Consider the following 235-nt stretch of genomic DNA (forward strand, 5'->3'; position numbering starts at 1 on the left):
TTTTTCTTTTAGGAAACCAGGGGGAGCTCAGGTCGAGTTCATCCAGAACTGCGAGAACCTGATTTTTCTTGGTTTCGGACAGGCCGACCTCTTTCATCTGCCAACGCTCTACGTCGGGCTTCCTGCCCCAGCGTTGTATAAAGCTGTTGCGATACTCATCCCAGTCCTTGGTTGGATTCATTGCTAGTAGGGAAGCCAGTTTCAGCAACGGCTCGGGTATCTCCCTGGCAAATAT

General features: G+C 50.6%; 1 protein-coding gene. It reads right to left on the reverse strand.

The window, feature by feature from the left end; translation table 11 throughout:
- A partial coding sequence (locus ACY2RR_RS24785; protein WP_490110863.1) for a hypothetical protein occupies nucleotides 1-181 on the reverse strand: 181 nt, incomplete at its 3' end.
- Between the last annotated feature and the right edge of the window lie 54 nt (nucleotides 182-235).

The organism is Parendozoicomonas sp. 2304DJ65-17, from assembly GCF_058148445.1.